General features: G+C 35.3%; 13 protein-coding genes and 2 pseudogenes. 8 read left to right on the plus strand and 7 right to left on the minus strand.

What is annotated here, in order from left to right; translation table 11 throughout:
- Window positions 1-3: 3 nt before the first annotated feature.
- Complete coding sequence (locus tag BW942_RS17875) at window positions 4-687, plus strand: response regulator (protein WP_001068401.1); 684 nt, start codon at window positions 4-6, stop codon at window positions 685-687.
- Between the two features lie 310 nt (window positions 688-997).
- Here the strand turns inward: BW942_RS17875 and BW942_RS17880 are convergent, their stop codons facing one another.
- Complete coding sequence (locus BW942_RS17880; RefSeq protein ID WP_000701613.1) at window positions 998-2122, minus strand: alpha/beta hydrolase; 1125 nt, start codon at window positions 2120-2122, stop codon at window positions 998-1000.
- 1003 nt (window positions 2123-3125) lie between these two features.
- Between BW942_RS17880 and BW942_RS17890 the strand changes: the two genes are divergently transcribed.
- From BW942_RS17890 to BW942_RS17900, 3 genes and pseudogenes are all read left to right on the plus strand, one after another.
- Window positions 3126-4019, plus strand: coding sequence for an EAL domain-containing protein (locus tag BW942_RS17890; protein ID WP_000665700.1), 894 nt, complete (start codon window positions 3126-3128; stop codon window positions 4017-4019).
- Window positions 4020-4190: 171 nt separating this feature from the next.
- A pseudogene (gene lenB / locus BW942_RS17895) lies at window positions 4191-4834 on the plus strand (endostatin-like outer membrane protein LenB); the annotation flags it as partial.
- 149 nt (window positions 4835-4983) lie between these two features.
- Entirely contained in the window at window positions 4984-6582 is a 1599-nt protein-coding gene (locus tag BW942_RS17900; RefSeq protein WP_001000018.1) for a TonB-dependent receptor, read from the plus strand.
- 90 nt (window positions 6583-6672) lie between these two features.
- On the opposite strand, the gene BW942_RS17905 is transcribed toward BW942_RS17900, so the two are convergent.
- Window positions 6673-7665, minus strand: coding sequence for a class I SAM-dependent methyltransferase (locus BW942_RS17905; RefSeq protein ID WP_000890625.1), 993 nt, complete (start codon window positions 7663-7665; stop codon window positions 6673-6675).
- Between the two features lie 423 nt (window positions 7666-8088).
- On the opposite strand from BW942_RS17905, the gene BW942_RS17915 reads away from it, so the two are divergent.
- Together BW942_RS17915 and BW942_RS21210 are read left to right on the plus strand one after the other, a co-directional pair.
- A complete protein-coding gene (locus BW942_RS17915; protein ID WP_001065335.1) occupies window positions 8089-9000 on the plus strand; it encodes an alpha/beta fold hydrolase in 912 nt (303 codons plus the stop codon).
- Between the two features lie 90 nt (window positions 9001-9090).
- A pseudogene (locus BW942_RS21210) lies at window positions 9091-9763 on the plus strand (IS110 family transposase); the annotation flags it as partial.
- A 762-nt stretch (window positions 9764-10525) separates the two neighbouring features.
- On the opposite strand, the gene BW942_RS17930 reads toward BW942_RS21210, so the two are convergent.
- The 5 genes from BW942_RS17930 to lptE all read right to left on the minus strand — a co-directional run bounded on the left by BW942_RS17930 (window position 10526) and on the right by lptE (window position 14841).
- Window positions 10526-12193: a lipoprotein LipL71 gene (locus tag BW942_RS17930; RefSeq protein ID WP_000843310.1), complete on the minus strand. Its 1668-nt coding sequence runs from the start codon at window positions 12191-12193 to the stop codon at window positions 10526-10528.
- A gap of 47 nt (window positions 12194-12240) precedes the next feature.
- A complete protein-coding gene (locus BW942_RS17935; RefSeq protein WP_082279660.1) occupies window positions 12241-12576 on the minus strand; it encodes an STAS domain-containing protein in 336 nt (111 codons plus the stop codon).
- A gap of 70 nt (window positions 12577-12646) precedes the next feature.
- The gene (gene tgt / locus BW942_RS17940; RefSeq protein ID WP_000577236.1) at window positions 12647-13771 is read right to left on the minus strand and encodes a tRNA guanosine(34) transglycosylase Tgt; all 1125 of its coding nucleotides are present in this window, start codon (window positions 13769-13771) and stop codon (window positions 12647-12649) included.
- Window positions 13768-14250: a Fur family transcriptional regulator gene (locus BW942_RS17945; protein WP_001078417.1), complete on the minus strand. Its 483-nt coding sequence runs from the start codon at window positions 14248-14250 to the stop codon at window positions 13768-13770. Before BW942_RS17945 ends, tgt begins: the two co-directional genes overlap by 4 nt.
- Before the next feature lie 30 nt (window positions 14251-14280).
- On the minus strand, window positions 14281-14841 hold the full coding sequence (gene lptE, locus BW942_RS17950; protein ID WP_000469242.1) for an LPS assembly lipoprotein LptE: 561 nt from the start codon (window positions 14839-14841) through the stop codon (window positions 14281-14283).
- Window positions 14842-14856: 15 nt separating this feature from the next.
- Here lptE and BW942_RS21890 point away from each other — a divergent pair, with 15 nt between their 5' ends.
- Window positions 14857-15054 (plus strand): hypothetical protein, encoded by a 198-nt coding sequence (locus tag BW942_RS21890; protein ID WP_002078677.1) that lies wholly within the window; start codon window positions 14857-14859, stop codon window positions 15052-15054.
- A gap of 67 nt (window positions 15055-15121) precedes the next feature.
- Window positions 15122-16684 carry a M23 family metallopeptidase gene (locus BW942_RS17960; protein WP_223809848.1) on the plus strand — a complete coding sequence of 521 codons (1563 nt, stop codon included), beginning with the start codon at window positions 15122-15124 and terminating at the stop codon, window positions 16682-16684.
- Window positions 16685-16969 lie beyond the last annotated feature (285 nt).

Below are 16969 nucleotides of genomic sequence, written 5' to 3' on the forward strand. Positions count from 1 at the left end.
AAAATGAATCCTAAAATTCTGGTGGCGGATGATGACGATCGTATTCGCAAGATGATACGAATCAGTTTGAACGCTTCTCATTACGAAGTGATTGAGTCTGCTACAATTCAAGAAACGATACTCAAAGCCGCGAAAAATTCTCCGGATTTGATTTTATTAGACTTACAATTTCCAGATGGTAACGGGATTACTGCATTGAGGGAGATACGATCTTGGAGCGAAACTCCGGTGATCGTATTGTCAGTTCTTGCTTCCGATCCTGAAAAAATTTCACTGTTAGATGGAGGGGCCGACGACTATATTACAAAACCATTTAGTATGGGAGAGTTATTGGCAAGAATTCGGGTTGCTCTTAGAAATAAGACTCAAGATCCAGGGTCTCCTATTTTTATATCTGGAAATTTATATGTAGATTTATCAAATAGAAACGTAAAAGTATCCGGAATCACGGTACATTTGACTCCGACCGAATATATATTTTTGACCTTTTTAATTCAACACGCAGGAAAGGTATTAACACAGGAACAGATTATACGTCACGTTTGGGGGCCTTTTGCAAAAAACGAATCCGGGTCTTTGAGAGTTCACGTAGCAAGTTTAAGAAAAAAAATAGAATTGGATCCCTCCAGTCCAGAGTTACTTTTGACGGAGCCAGGGGTAGGTTATAGGCTTGCAATTCATTTATAATATTCAATTTACATCATGTAATATAAGTTAAGTGAAAATTACAAGACGCTACTCGAAGTTATATAGTAAATACCTGTTCGGAGTTGTATAACAGAGTGCTCAATCCAATATTTATGCTTTAATCGCTTTCGCATTGGGATGATACCGAAAAAGCGTCAACTGAAACTCTATCACGAAATTTGTGGAGCTCGATTTTATAGAGACCGGTAGCGGTAAAAGAATATTATTATATTGAAATGTTATTTTGTATAAAAGTATAGAACAGTTGTTAGAGTGCCGCACCTTTTGGTGCGGCGAGACATAAAAAAAATTAAAAAAGAGAAAGAAAAAGAGATGGTTTAGAAAACGGAGAGTTATGAGTTGCTTCCGGATCGGAAATAGTGATCGCGTTTAAACCTTCTTTAAGATATTGAGCAAGGCCTTGTGTTTCAGACTGACTGAAAAAAACGTCTTTATCCATCCATACAACTTTCAGATTAAAACCGTTCCATAAATTTTGTGCAACAGATATTCTAGGGACGGCGTCCGTAGTTTGGGCGGTATAATCTAAACCAACAATATTCGCGGCTGCTACGTAAGGCTCTAGATCGCTCATCGTTTTTAGTTGTTCGGTGGTAGGTGCTCCCGTAACCGGAACTCCGTTTACGGCGTATTTCGTATTAATATAGAAGTCGTCTGGAGTTTTTACGAACCAACCAAATTCGGCATAAGGCGGATCGGGAAGACTACCTAAAATTTTTAATATTCTAAAATTCCAAACAAAACTTTTTGCAGAGTTTGGATCACTCATAGGAGCGTCTCCACCATACCAAGGCAAAGGAGAAGGAATATCGCTGCCAAGTAAGATTGTGTTTTCGATACCGAATGAGCTCAAAAGGTTGCCGCCATTTCTATGAAATAAATCTTGTATCGTTTGAATGACTAACCCGCCTGTACTATGACCAACGATGGTCTGGATTTTTTTACCTTCCGTGCTGGTCATTCTACCAAGTAAAGCACGGAGTGCATCAGCATAATTTGTAACACTCAACTGACTATAGTTAGCTGGATATTCTGATGTTCCAGGGGCCATAGTGCTGGCGCCGTGTCCGGGAAGATCCATAATATAAACGTTTTGAGCTTTTCCTTTGAGGATTAATTCTTTTGCCAGAGGTTCAAAAAGAGTACTATTATCTCCAAAACCGTGAACGAACAAAACCGATCTAGGCTTGAAAATGATCGGACTACCCGGATCTCTTACGTATTTATAATGAACTACGTTGATTGTATAATAGGTGGTTTTAAGGGAATAGAAATTACGACCTATCAAATCATAGGTGAGAATTTCTTTCGCATAAGAGGCGTTAATCGAATTTACGCCAAACAAAAAAATTAAGAAACATAGGGTGAGTCCCACTTTCCTAAATCGATTTTGAATACCCAATTGAATCTTCATAAATATTTATCTCCCTGTTTAATCTAAAAAGAGAACTCTATCTCTATATAAATTTCTTTGATTTTAATGAAGCGATACGGAAAGATCATTTTTCAGATTATCTGTAAATCAAAATTATGTTTTTTTGAAAATAAAATGAAATTAAATTAAGATTGAATTTCATTTTGATTTAAATATCATGATTAAGGCATGTGTATGATGATCTATTATAAATAATGTTGGTATTTAAGTGCTAACAGAATACATTTAAGTATTTAAATTAAGAAAACTTACATAAAATCAATTTTAAGTTAAGAGTAGTTAGGCGATTATGGGTATATAAATTTGACCTTTGTTTTTATAGAGATACTTTGAATTGCTAATTTAAAAGTTAGGCCGAGGTATAGTTATAACTTTATGTCGTCAAATTGTATAAAAAATATTTTATTTAAAATCGCTTGTTCTTCGCTTAATATATGTTAGGTGTTTTCTGTAAATTTTAAAATAGATTGTGGTGCATTTTATGGAGATCATTGGTCAGTATTTTTTATTATGAATTCAAATTTTAAAGTAGGGCTTTTATAAGCTTAGTAGAGTAATACTAGTCTGATACGTAAAGCTCAATGTAAAATATGTTTCACCTTATATGTGTTAGTTGAGTGATCGAGTGGGTTCTATTTTACGAATTGTAGCGCTTTGTTACAGTGTAAATTTTGTGTTTTTCAAGGATTTTCGGTTTTGCTGTTACTTCATTTCTTACTCAAGAGCTCAAGTAAATTATAATAGGTGTTTAAATTCTGCGATTCACTTCAAAATTTAGGATATTCTAATTTGATTCTGTAGAAATTAGTAATGAACACAAATTTTGATTTAGAAAAAACGTTTAGTAAAATTAAAAAAGGCTGAGGTTTTGTATGCCAGGATTTAGGCATTTAAGTTCTAAATCGAGATTTTGAGTTTCAAACTCATTTGGGTTGACTCTAAAAACGCTACATTCTAAAATTGAAAAAGGAGGTCTGTCCATATGAAAGAAGTTTTTGATTTACCACCTAACGCTGATTTGTGGTCTTCGAAATCAACTTCGACAATCGATACACAAACTCTTTTTTCGTTTAATGAAAAATATGAAATGGCTTTAGAAATATTAACTAAATTCGAAAACTTATCTATAGTTGATTCTTCAAATTTGAAAATTTCATCCACACAAAACTACGATGGAGAAATTCTTCCACAGCTGACTGAAATTTTGAAAACGGGAGACTTTCATACGGAATATCAGCCGATTCTATCTTTAGAGACGGGAAAAATTTATGCGTATGAGGCCCTAGCCAGGTTCCGTATCAAAGAAAAAAATATTTGTCCGGAGTTTGTATTTAACGAACTTCATCAAGATCCGGATCTATTCTTTGAATTTGAAAAAGAATTGAAACGATTCCAAATTCAGAATCGTCCACAAGGTAAACATCTATTTTTGAATCTGGATCCACACGTTTGTAAAAATCGTTCACAGGCTGCCGAATGGCGAAAACTTTTAAGTAAGGAAAAAGATATAGTCTGTGAAATTATTGAAAATACTGATTCTACTTTAATCGAAAATACTCGATTTTGTTTGGATGTTTTAAGACGAGAAAATGTTCCAATTGCACTTGATGACGTAGGTGGAGATCAGAATCTTTTTTGTTTTAATTTTTTAGAATATTCTAAATTTATTAAGTTTGATAAATGTTGGTTGCGGCTTTTTGAAATTAAGCCATCTTATAAAAATATAGCTTGGGGTTTTTTGGATTTTGCAAAAGAATCTAATATACTGTGTATATTAGAAGGAATCGAAACCTCTGAGGATTTTTTGATGGCTGCAGAAATGGGGTTTCCTCTGGCACAAGGGTATTTATTTCAATCTAGGAACGTTTTAGTTTAAAATTTAATTTCGGGTGAATTACTACGAAAGTTGAGCGTTGTTTCTTTCTATTATAATATAATTTTATTTCACCCGATTTTACATTTTAAAAAAGTAAAATATTTTAATATAAAAGATCAAATATTTTATACCTTTGTTTGTTGCGGGATATCCGTTATATATGTTTTTTAGTCGTGTGGAGATAAAAAGGAAGAAGATAATTCGGATCTTCTTCTATTCCTTCTCAACTCATTAGGTTCTTCCAATTCTGCGGCTTCTACCGTTGTTACTTCTTGTAAAGACGCATCTTTTTGTAGAACCTTCGTTGCTACAAATAATGGGGCCGGTTATGACGGAAATTTAGGTGGAATCTCAGGTGCGGACGCAAAATGTGCCGCTGCAAAATCCTCTAATTTACGGGAACTTATAAGGCTTTATTAGCCGCAATGGGTACAAGAGAAGCGGTTTTTGTTGGAGATGGATCTACTCGTTTAGTGGATTGGGTACTTTATCCAAACAAACAATATCGTAGAAGTGACGGAACTACAACCACGTTTACTACAAATGCAAACTCAGTTGTAACTGCAAATTTACAAAACTCAGTCGACGTAGGTGCGGAAAAGTTTTATTGGATTGGTGTAGGAAATCAACCAGCAACTTTTGATTGGGAAGTTTCACTCAATTGTAACGATTGGAATTCTAATAATGCTGTCAATTTTGCGATCGATGGTACGACATCATCCAATGAAGTATTTGCCGGAGATGGGGCAACTCCTGGAGGAGCTTTTGGAAGCCATAATACCGGTTGTAACATACGGCTGAATCTACTCTGTGTAAACAGTAAGTTTTTAAAAACATCGTCCTGCAGGACGATGTTTTGTCTAAGTAAATTTGTAATGAGTATATATAAAATTTAGAATGCTGTTAAAATAGAAGTCTTGTAAAAGGTGAGAGTCACTTTAGTGCTTGAAAATAAATATAAACTTTGAACGATTCTTTGATCGTAGATAGAAATTTTAGAACCGACGGAATTCAATACATTTGGAAACCGTTTGAGTATGTTTCCAATACGATGAATATTTCGAGAAGTTACTTTCAGGAAAGAATTCAAAATAGCACTTATTTTACAGATACGTCTAAGGGTGTACTTTCGGCTGCCTTTAACGGATTACAAAAAGCGAATACACTTGGAAACGATTTTTCGGAAGACCTTCGCTATTTTGAAGACGTTATGGAATTTAACTTATTTAAAAAAATCTTAAAGTTAAAGGCAGGTGGTCAATATAGGGAAACCGTTTCTAGCTTTAAGGGAAAAGTCATATATATCAACGAAAATCCGGAGATGCTAAAAATTACTCAGTTCATTCTTTCCGACCCAAATACTAATGCAGTTATGGAAGGTGATAGAATGGTTCGTAGACAGTTAGGATATTTTTCGGAAATGAAACTGGATTACAAAGGTAATGTTTTATCCTTTGGGGCAAGAAGAGATTATTATGATTTATCTCGGGAGTGGAAAACAAGTCCAAGACTTATGTTTGCAAAAGAAATTGATTTTACAAAAACTACTTTTTTTGGAGGAACTGGAAAGTTTTTTCAAGCTCCTCCGGACGTAAGTTATATTTCTAAAAAGATAGGAAATCCCAATCTTAAGATGGAGGAATCTCAACATTCTAATATTGGAATAGAACAAAAGTTTTTATCTAGTTATTCTATTAAACTGGAAGGTTACAAAAATACGTTTGATAATCTAGCCGTTCGAGACAATTTAATTTATAATTCTTCAGCGGCTAACATCAATAATATGGTTTCCTATATGAACAACCAAAATACGGAATTAGTTCTTCAGAGAAATGTGAATTATTCTAATTCTATGTCTGGATGGTCTAAAGGATTTGAGTTGATGATAAAAAAAGAGATTCCCGAAGATTCAGGTTTTTTTGGTTGGATTTCCTATACAAATTCTTTGACAAAACGAAATAGAAACCAGCCTAGTTTAAAGGATTCTGAACTTCAGGCTCATAATGAGTTGGTTGCAAATCATAGAATTTTATATCAAGACGTATCAAAAGATTATTATACCAACGTTTATGATAATGGTAGTATAGAAGTTCTTAAGAAAAATTCTAAAGAAGAATACTACGATTTAGATCGTACTCATATGTTTAGCTTTGTTGGAGGTTGGAAATATAAAGATCAATGGCAGATCGGAACGAGGATCATTCACTTAACGAATTACGCATATACTCCTATTGTAGGATCAGAACTTACGCCTGTAAATTCTTTAAACATTTATACTCCTACGTATTCAAATGATATTAGATCCGCAAGACTTCCTTCTTACAACCAGATTGATATTCGATTTGATCGTTTTATAACTACAAGTTGGGCAAAGTTAGATTTATACTTTGAAATTATAAATTTAACCGGAAATAGGATTGCGGTTTCAAAAACTCTTTATAGTACGTTAGCTCCGTATATCCCAGATGTAAACCCGTCAACTAGCTATATCAATCAAAACGGACTGGAAGTAGGTAAAACTAAAGTTCCTATGTTTAATTTTGGGATTCAAATGCAGTTTTAAAACTTGTTTTCGAAGAAAGTGAAAACGACAAAGTTTCTATTTCATATTTTTCTAAAGTGCAAAAATTGCTACTCTGCCGAAATATAGAATTCAAACTGGTTTTTCCATTCTCCAGCAAAAATGGATTTTTTCATTTCTAAAATCTTCTGGAATTGTAAACTTTGAAATGTCTTTCAAGTTGTCCCATAAAACGGACTGTTTAGAAAATTCAAATTTTCTAAAGTTTGTAGAAAAAAACAAAACGGCACCAGGAAATGCAAAGTCTCGATAAAGTGTATTTAGAACTTCAACGTGATTTTTTTGTATATCAAAGATTTCGTTTGTTTTTTTACTGTTAGAAAAAGTAGGTGGGTCGACTACAATCAGATCATATTTTTCTCGATCAGGGTTTTTTCTTTCATGCCGAAGCCATTCCATTACATCCGCTCTAAGTATACGGTGTTTTGTAAGTGAAAAACCGTTCAGTTTCAAATTTTCTTCGGCCCAGTCGGAATAGGTGTTGGAAAGATCCACGCTTAGGCTTTTTGTAGCTCCACCTGACGCCGCGTAGACGGTAAATGATCCGGTATAAGAAAAAAGATTTAAGAATTTTTTTCCCTTGGATTCTTTACGAACGAGATCTCTAGTGATCCTATGATCTAAAAACAGCCCTGTATCTACATAGTCTGATAAATTCACATAAAATCTAAGTCCGTTTTCTCCAACCTCAAATAACTCAGATTGTTCGGATTGTTTTTCGTATTGTTCCTTACCTTTTTTAGGTTCTCTTTTTTTCCAAAAAATTTGATTTGGATGGATAGAGAGAATTTCACAAATGATTTTACTGATTTCTTCACTTTCTTTCACTCTATCTTCATCTGAAATTTCGTAATTATTTTTATACACAGAGATATGACACAAGGGGCCATAAAGATCTACGCAAACAGGAACCTGAGGTATATCTCTGTCATAGATTCGAAAACATTCTATGTTTCTTTTACGGGCCCATTTTTTCCAGTGTTTAGCCATTCTGGTTATACGATTTCGAAACATCACCATAGGATTTCCAAAATCGTTATACGAATTAAATTGTTTTTCCAACATGGGACCAGAATTAAAAAATCTATTCTAAAATCCAATCAGAACAAAAAGTTAAATTTCGTAAAAAGACTGGTAAATTTACAAATCGTAAACTATGGTTGCGAGGTCGTCTGATTGAATTCGGTTTTATTTAGAAATAAAAATGGAAACTAAAAAATACGAGTATTGTTACATTTATAAAAAATTGGAAAACAAAGTTTGAGCCAAGAAAGTATAAGCCGTTTTTTTATGTAAAAGTTATGTGGTGTACAATTTTCTTACGAAAAAATTGTATGTCTTCTTCTTTAAAGTGTTGTTCTACTTGCGATTTGTATTTCTAGTATTTGGAATTTAAAAGTGTTACTGATCTCTATAAAATTGAGTACTGTTAATTTTATCACAAAACGCTGGTTCCATACAAAATATTAGGTACTTTATTATATAGTTATGAATAATAGGAGAATCGAAAGTTTGAAATATACATATTTAGAAAATCAAAAAGTGAAACTGTTTCTCTCTTATTCAGAAACGGATTCTAAGAATGTGATTCTATTTGTTCACGGTTATCCGGATACACATAAAACTTGGGATTTACAGGTCAATGTTTTGAAGGAAAAATTTACATTAGGTGCAATTGATCTAAGAGGGTCTGGAAGATCTTCTAAGCCCTCAGAACAATCTGAATATAACTATACAATGATTCTTTCTGATTTATTGGAGGCGATTCGTTTTCTTTCCAAAGATAAAAAAGTTCATTTAGTCGGTCACGACTGGGGAGCCGCGCTTGGTTGGTTATTTATTAGTGATTTTGAATATTCTAAATATGTAAGTTCTTTTACTGCTATTTCCGGCCCTCATCCTTGGCTTGCTGGAAAAAGGATAATAGACGACTTATTCAGTTTTGATTTAAGTAATTGGAGTAAGGTGATCGATCAGGGTTTTCGTTCTTGGTATATATGGTTTTTTCAAATTCCTGTATTACCGGAACTCATTTGGCAAAACTTTGGCGAATCGATTTACAAATGGATCATGGATTGGGGCGGGGTTCCTAAAAAAGATTCTCTAAGGAAAGTGAATAAAAACGATATTTATAACTCTACTATTGCTCCCATTAATTTGTTCCGAGAATTATTATTTGGTAAAACGGTCATTTCGTCTCCTTCTCATATTAAAGTTCCAGTGCAGTTAATTGTTCCTCAAAAAGATTTTATCGTTTTACCGGAAGTCTACGAAAACTCTTACGATTATGTTGAAAAATTAGAAATTCATAAAATACCATCCAATCATTGGGTTCACAGAGAACAACCAGACTTAGTAACTGAACTCATTCAAAAGTTTGTTTTTAAATATTCCATCTAAGACAAAATGGCGCCCCTTCTGGGCTTGAAAACGTGGGTTAGATGCAAGAAACAAGAAAACCAACAGAAGGAACTAAAGTGAAAAGAAAGGTATGTAGGAATGGATGTCCACAGAGAAACGATCAGTTTTGCTTATTTAACGAGCAAATCGAAAGATGTAGTGAAAGAACAACAGATAAAGCATAATGAAGTTCAGATCAAAAAATTCATCAATAAACTCAAATCGGAATGGAATCCATTGTTGTTACGAAGCAGGAGTAACCGGCTATTCACTTTACAGATATCTAAAGTCTTTGGGAGTGAACTGTATCCTTGTAGCGCCCGGCAAGGTTTCAAGACAAAGTTTAGACAAAATCAAAACGGATGCGATCAAGTTAGCGAGATTATTACGAAGTGGAGATTTAGAATCGATACATGTTCCAGCTAAAGAGGACGAAGCAGTCAGAGATTATCTGAGATCGCGTGACAGTCTTCGTTTGGATTTAGGAAGGAATCGTCAAAGGTTGATGAAGTTTCTATTAAGAAAAGGGAATGTATATTCAGCCACGAAATATTGAACAGTCAGTCATTACAAATGATTGAATAACCTTCATTTTGAAAATGAGATCCTTCAGGAAACGTTTAACGACTATTACAGCCGGGTGAGAGTTCAAGAAGAGAATCTCAAAGCGATGGATCAAAAGATTCAAGAGATCGCGGAAAGTGAACCGTTTAAAGAACGAGTGGGAATCTTAAGATGTTTTCGAGGAGTGGATTATTTAACGTGAGTTCGGCCTAAGAAAATTTTTCTAAAAGTAGTAGTTCCTACATTCATTTATAGAAATGATTGATCCTGATTTTTAAAGGCTAAAAATAGTGGAGTTCCCACATTTCAAAGTTTTACTGTAAAGTTTGATTATAGTAGTTCCCACGTTTTAGAAATCCATCTGTAAAATCGTTATTTGTGATAGTTCCCACAGATTAAGTCGCATAATAAATTTTTAAACATTCATTTTTTATAATTCGAGTTCAGGGAGTTCCTACATTCATTTTTTATGGAAAAATCAGATTTTTATAAAACGAATTTTTACGCCGAACTCACGTTATTTATTTGTATAATTTTTCAAAAATACTACTTTCTAAAAATTCTGGAGTTTAATGAGCGTGAATCGAATCTGGATGAAGAGAACTTTTTAAAAGTATGAATTCCTATAATTGTAGAATTTGTTCGTAAAATCTTGATTTGTAGTAATTCCTACATTTTAAGAATAGATTTACAAAGTTTAGATTCCAACTTTTTCAGAAAAATGAATCATGATTTTTTACACCGAACTTATGTAATATAAATCACCTTGAATGTTTACGTGCAAAATCTCCACTCCACTTAGAAGCAGAAATCTATTATGCAGCTTTCAAGCTTTCAGTAAGTACGTTTTATCTTCCTTTACAAAAAAGGATCGTCTTTACTCTCAGAAATAAAAAAGGCCCGGTATCTTTTTACCGAGCCCCTATTTATTAGTTAGGAATTAATTTCAGCTAACTAAGATTTATTGAAGATTTTCCGGATTTTCTTCCTCTCCATTTTCTTCTTCGGGTGAAGATTCCTCATTTTCTGAAGATTCTCCACCTCCTTCTTCTTCCGAAGTATCGGTAGATGGAGGAGTTGCTTCCGCCTTTTTCTTGTTATTCGATTCTCCAGCTTCGGAATCTTCAGAAGAATGTGTAGTGGGCTTTCGGTTTTCTTCAATAGCCTCTACTTCTTCTGTGGCCGGTTTTTTCTTTCTGGACGGCGCAGATTCTACTTTGTCCAATCGAGTCGGGCCTTTTCTAGGAGGAATTAATAATACTTGTTTCGGATAAATCAAGTTTGGGTTTTTGATTTTGTTTCGGTTTGCTTCGTAGATTCTTCTCCAAAGTTTAGAAGTTCCATAATGTCTTTTATCTTTTGCGATTCTCCAAAGACAATCTGCAGGAACTTTTTTCCGAACCACATAACGTTTCCAACCTTCCGGTAAACCATCTTCTCCAATTTTAGATGAAGAATTTTTGCCTTCGGTTGTGGATTGGTTTTTAGTATTTTTATTCCCTTCGGTTTTTGTATCACGACCAGCGATCTTATCAGTCGTTGCTTTTCTTTCTATTCTTTCGGCCAACTCAGTGGCTTGGTCTACTAAGATTCTGGAAAGGCGAATTGCTTCTTCAGAACGCGAAATAGAATCTTCGTATTTTTCCGAAGAATATAGATCTTCTGCAGCTACTCTCGATTCTTCAGCTGCTTTAAGGTTTTCTTCTGCTCTTTGGTAAGAAACTTGAAAATCTCTAGAGGAATTGATTTTATTTCGATCGAAGGAAGCTAACCTTGTAGTCGCAGATGCTACGCTTTGTTTTGCAAGTTCCTTCTGTTTTTCTGCGTAAATCTTAATATTCTTAGCAACAAGTTCGCCGGATTTTTTACGAATATCATCTATTTCGGAATATCCTTCTTTGATCTTCCCTTCTTCTATTTTGGATTTAGAGGAATCGAGACGATTTCTAGTTTCGGAAACTTCCGGATCTTTTCCTTCTGCATACTTATCTGCATCATTTAGATTTTTATCTATGTCTGCAAAAGAATCGATTAGTTGTTGTTTCTGAGAAAGAGCTAATACCTTGGATTCGTCTGCGGCCTTTTTAGAATCCGCATATTTTTGACGAGAAGCCTCATACTGATCGAATGCTGCTAATCTCATCCTCAGTTTTGCGTCATCTCCGGATTCTTTCGGATACGATTCTAAAGTGCGGTCAGCAGTTTCGCGTAGAGAATCACCCTCTTTGCGAAGTTGTACAGAAGTATTATAAGGTTCAGAAGCAAGCTGAGAAGCATAGGCTTCTTCTGCAGATTCGATTGAAGAGCTGGATTCTTTACGTGCATCATCAACAGAAGAAGGGAAGGATTTCTCGGAAGCGTCTAAAGCCTTTGCTCTTGCATACAACGCGGATTTTTTAGTCTCTGTAAGATTTTCTTCCGAAGCTTTTTGATGAGCTGTGAGTAAGTTTTTACGGGCTTCTTCTAATTCTGAAGGAGCATATTTTTCAGCACCTGCAGACTTAGCTCTTGTGATCGAGTTTTTTGCATCACTTAATTCCTCAATAGGAAGTTCAGCTCCACAGGAAATAAAAAATCCTGCGAGTAAGATTATAAAAGAAGAAAGTATTTTTCTTTGAGTCGATTTCATTGTGGCACCAGATTTTAGAAAAGGTAGGATAAAATTAAAATTCCGATTTACTTAAAAGCAGAAACTGCTTCTGACTCATTATCAAAAATCTCAAAAAAAGAAGTTAGCTTTGTTAGCTCAAATACCTTTCTTACAGATCCGGAAACATTGATAATTTTAAGTCCACCCTGATATTTTTTCAGATTAGAAAGGCTGGAAATGAGAGCACCAATACCAGAAGAATCTATATAAGAAACTTTTTCGAGATTGATGATCGTATAATATTTTTGCTCCTCGATGAGTTTCGCGATTACATCTTTAATTTCTGGAGCATTGTAGAGATCGATTTCTCCGTTTATGCCCAGAATGACAATGTTCCCGCTTTCTCTTCTGGTTATTTCCATAAATAATCAGCAACTCCTTTCTATTTCTTTCCAGCCAGCTCTACTAAAGGAAAGTCGATTCTTTAAATAGTCAACCGGAAAATTCGGGCTTTTCGTACAAATTTTTCCACTTAGCATAGATTTCTAAAAATTCTCCTTTTTGAATGGAGTTTTGAATCTCTGTCAGAAAATTTTTCATAAAATGTAAATTATGGTACGTTGAAAGTGAGAATGCAGTGATCTCTCCTACATGATGTAGGTGTCTGATGTACCCTATGCTATATCTTTTACACACCTTACACGTGCAATTCGGGTCCATTGGTGTATCGGAGCTTTTCCATTTTTCGTTTCTTAAATTGATTTTTCCTAAAGTTGTAAATACTTGGCCGTTTCTTGCGTTTCTGGTCGGAAGTACACAGTCAAACATATCGACTCCGTTTTTCACTCCGTCCAAAATATCCGGTACCGTACCGACTCCCATCAAATAAAGAGGACGATTTCGATCTGTGTGGGCCGAAATACCGTCCAAAATTCGAATGAAATCTTTGCGAGGTTCTCCGACCGAAAGCCCTCCGATTGCAATTCCGTCAAACGGTAGTGAGGTGATCGTATTTAAACTTTCCAGCCGAAAATCAAGATCGATTCCTCCCTGAAAAATTCCAAAAAGATGCTGGGAATTCTTATTCTTTTCCCAATATTGTACCGACATTTCTGCCCACCGATGGGTTCTATCTAAGGATTGTTTGAGCCTTTCAGGGCCAGAATCGAAAGGCGCACAGTCGTCTAAAACCATCATAATATCGGAACCAATACTTCTTTGTATGTCTATAACGGAGTTGGGAGTAAAATAATGTCTACTCCCGTCTATATGAGATTGAAAACGAACGCCATCCTGTTCGTATTTAAAAAGTGAATTTAAACTGAATACTTGATATCCTCCGCTATCCGTTAGAAGTGCTTTTTTCCAGGTTGAGAATTTTTTGAGTCCTCCAAAACGATCCAATACGGAAGTCCCGGGTCTGAGATAGAGGTGATACGTATTTCCTAATATTAGAGAATACTCAAGTTCTTCTAGGTCGTCTGCTGAAAGGGTTTTAACGACTCCTCTCGTACCCACCGGCATAAATACAGGGGTTTTTAATTCTATTCCGTTTAAATTTAAAATTCCGGTTCTGGCTTTAGTAAGAGTGTCTTCCGAAGTTGTTTGAAAAATCATTTACTAGAAGAATGTTCGTTGCAAGTTCCGTAAATGTTCAAGCTATGACCTGTGATTTTGAAACCGTTTTCTCTTGCTGCTTGTTCTTGAAGTTGTTCTATTCTTTCGTCTAAAAATTCCACGATTTTTCCGCAGACTGTGCAGATGATATGATCGTGATGTTTGTGGCCTATTATATGTTCGTAATATTTGTAATCCTTTCCAAAATTATGTTCTTGTAATAGACCTGCTGAAACCATTATGGAAAGTATTCTATAAATTGTGGCTTTGGAAATTTGATCTCTTTGATCCTTAAATTCTTCTAAAAGTCCTTCTGCGGTAAAATGATTGTGAAGGGAAAAAATTCTTTCCGCAACTAACATTCTCTGATTGGTAATCTTTAAGCCTTCTTTTTGTAAATACTCAGAAAATGTCTGCATTTCCATACGGACCGCTGGTTGCGTTTTATTTAGAATGGCTTCTTGTTTTTCTCGATTCATATTAGATCACCAAAGGACGAGTCAAGATTATCAGGGATCGATCTTTCCGGCAATAGAAAAATACCAACCCCTTTCCGTCTCTTCTGCAATTCGAACTGCCATAATTTTTAATAGTCTAGCTTGAGCTTGGCTTTCACTTTCTCTAAACCCAATTTGATCGGAGAATATGATTCTTACTGGAATCTCGTCTCTTTCCAAAATTATTTTTTGTCCTCCTGCTTTCTGTAGTTCTATGCGGACTATGATCGTCATTTCTCTGGAGATCGATTGTCCTCCTTGGTCGAGTAAGTTTCCGACAAGTTGGTAGTGAACGACTTCTCCATAGAGTCGATAAGAGGCGATTGATTTTTCTCTTGTTTGGAGGAATCTTCCTCTAGTATCTATCTCAGCTCGAACTAATTCCGTAAGGAGTGTCTGGACTCCCATTCCGTAAGAATTGTTCCGAAAGTTCTGAATATAGATTTTCCTTTGTTCATCCGGGATTGGTACTCCGTCTATCTTAGGAGGATTTCCTGGTTCTCTTGTAAAGTATGTGCATTGATTGAGCTGTAGAAAAACTAAAGTCAAAATCGCCAGTCGGGCAATAAACATAGTTGGAAAGGTCCTTTGTGGTCGGACCTCCGTGCAAGGAGTTTTTTCAATTCCCTTTTCAGCTTTACAAATTACATTTTCTGGTCCATTTTTTCGGAAGATGAAAAGATTTTTCGTTTTTTCAATTTATGTGATTCTTTTATTTTTTTTGGCTTTCTGGGAATTGCGGGCGGAGGACCGACCAGAATTTCCAGAGTTACAAGGAAAACTTAGGTTCCCTATGGAGGTGCAAACACCCGTTTCAGGCTCTTTTGCAGAATATAGAACTCATCATTTACATATGGGGGCTGATTTTAAAACCTTTCATTTGAATGGTTTTCCTGCAATTGCTCCTTTTGATGGAGTTGTAGAATCTATTTCCGAATCTCCTACCGGATATGGACTAAACCTAATGCTTCGTTCTTCTTCTGGGTTAAGAGCAAAATTTGCACATCTTTTTAATTTAGAAGGTGCAAAAAAAGAACTGGAGAATCTGAGACAAGCGCTTCACCTTTTGAGTGATGGAATTTTCTCTGTAAAGTTTTTAGATCATAAATTTTCCGTAAAACAAGGACAACCGATTGCAAGAATTGGAGAATCGGGTACGGGAGTTCCACATTTACATTTTGAACTTCATGGGAATGGAGATACTTTTAATCCTCTTGCGTATTTAAAGATGAATGATCGGGACGGAACTCCACCCGAATTGTTAGTTCTTTACGTAGATTCTTCTGACGGTCAGAAATTTAGAATTCCTATTCAGAAAAAAGAAGACGGTATTTATGAGCTCGATGATCCAGAACCACTTAAGTTAGGTGGAGAAGTTAGGATTAAACTTGGTGCGTTCGATCGAATGAATTCTCGCAATAAGAATAATCTTTATTTTGCAAGACTTATGTCCGAGGGAAAAATTCTCTATGAAAGAAAGTTTGAAAAAATGAGTTATGCGGAAGCGAGAGATCATCAATCCATTTATGATTCCAACCGTTCCTCTCTCAATCCACCCGTTTATGTTTATAACCTTTTTTCTTCTCTCAAACCAAGTCTCAATCTTAAGGAATTTTCAATCAATCAGGAAATCCCTTTGGAAATCATAGCAGGGGATAAGGAAGAAAACCATTCTTCTCTTAAAATAAGAATTTTGAATTCTGGCTTTAAAGGACATTCGGAAAAAAAAACTGAGACAGAATATTTATCTTCGGATCGTAGATTTTTACTGAAGACTCCGAAAGGAAATACATTCGGAAAAGGAAATATTTTGTTTGAAGTGGTCGGAACCCCAGCCAGTGAAAACTTTCTACCTGAAGGTTTGGTTTTAAAGAGTGAACTGATTGAAATCGAATCTACTGGAATTAGTTGGTCTGGTGAAGCCAAATTTCTTTGGAAGGGTAAAAAACTTGGAAAAGGAGAGAATCTTTACTTATTAGAAGAAGGAACTAAACGTTGGGTAATTCTAAAGACATTTTCAGAGATTGGAGGAATCGGAGCCGTTTTAACTAAGATAGGAATTGTTGCAGTTTTGGAGGATCGTTCTAAACCCAAAATTGATCATCCATTTTTAATTTCCCGTTATAGATTTACGCCAGAGGTCCGACCAACTACTTTTATTGAAAGAATGTATTCTATATCTGATGTAGGTTCAGGATATGCAGGGGGCGCCGAGATCCTTTTGGATGGACAAGTTTTTCCATATGAGTTTGAATCCGATCGCAAAATGATTCTTGTAAAGATCCCCCGATCCTTTGCAAAATTTAAAAGAAGACTTTTACTTCAGGCGAGAATTAGGGATCGAGCCGGTAATTTTTCTGATTGGTTAACCGACCTGATTGATTTAGGGCAAATATTAGAAGACGAAAAAAGCTAATTAACCTGAATTAGACGGAACTTCTATAAAATGAATTTTTAATAAACCGTAAATTCGGCGTAAGAAATTTTGGTAAATCTGGTGCGCAGGACGACGCTTTCAGTTTCGATCAACAAGTTAAAGGTTCTCTCTGGAAAACAAAATCTTTTCTTGAGTTCAATTTGTTATAGAACGCGATCTGTCGAGCGACCGTAGAAGCGAGATACTGAGTTTGAGAGAGCGTTCAATCACTTTCACATTGGTTATGCTGAAATTTAATGAAACGTGAGTTCGGAATAAGAAAAT

Origin of the sequence: Leptospira interrogans (assembly GCF_900156205.1) — a bacterium.
Lineage (GTDB): Bacteria > Spirochaetota > Leptospiria > Leptospirales > Leptospiraceae > Leptospira > Leptospira interrogans.